Origin of the sequence: Halostella sp. PRR32 (genome assembly GCF_034808085.1) — an archaeon.
Classification (GTDB): domain Archaea; phylum Halobacteriota; class Halobacteria; order Halobacteriales; family Natronoarchaeaceae; genus Halostella; species Halostella pelagica.
This window is the reverse complement of record NZ_JAXHGL010000224.1, coordinates 1-250: the sequence shown is the minus strand read 5'-3', so window position 1 is coordinate 250 and position 250 is coordinate 1. Positions and strand designations below refer to the sequence as shown.

The 250-nt window shown below is 78.8% G+C and carries 1 protein-coding gene; it reads right to left on the bottom strand.

The annotated features are described in order from the left end of the window. Positions 1–250: sulfite exporter TauE/SafE family protein (locus SM753_RS20955; RefSeq protein ID WP_323192973.1), on the bottom strand; the 250-nt coding region annotated here is incomplete at both ends.

The following is a 250-nucleotide window of genomic DNA, read 5'->3' as shown; positions in this document are numbered from 1 at the left end:
CGGACGCCGATGACGATTACGGCCGCGCCGACGCCGAGGCCGACGACGCCGCGGACCGCCTCCGCCGCGCCGGTCAGCGTCGCCGTCGTGACGAGGACGGCCCCGCCGAGCGCGCCGAGCGCCGCGCCGATCGTCGCGTAGCTCGCCGCGCGGCCGAGGTTGAACAGCGCGTGCTGGCGGACCTCGTAGGTCGTCAGGTGGCTCCCGCGCCGGTCGGCGGACCGGCCGGGTCCCGAGTCGCGCTCCCGGC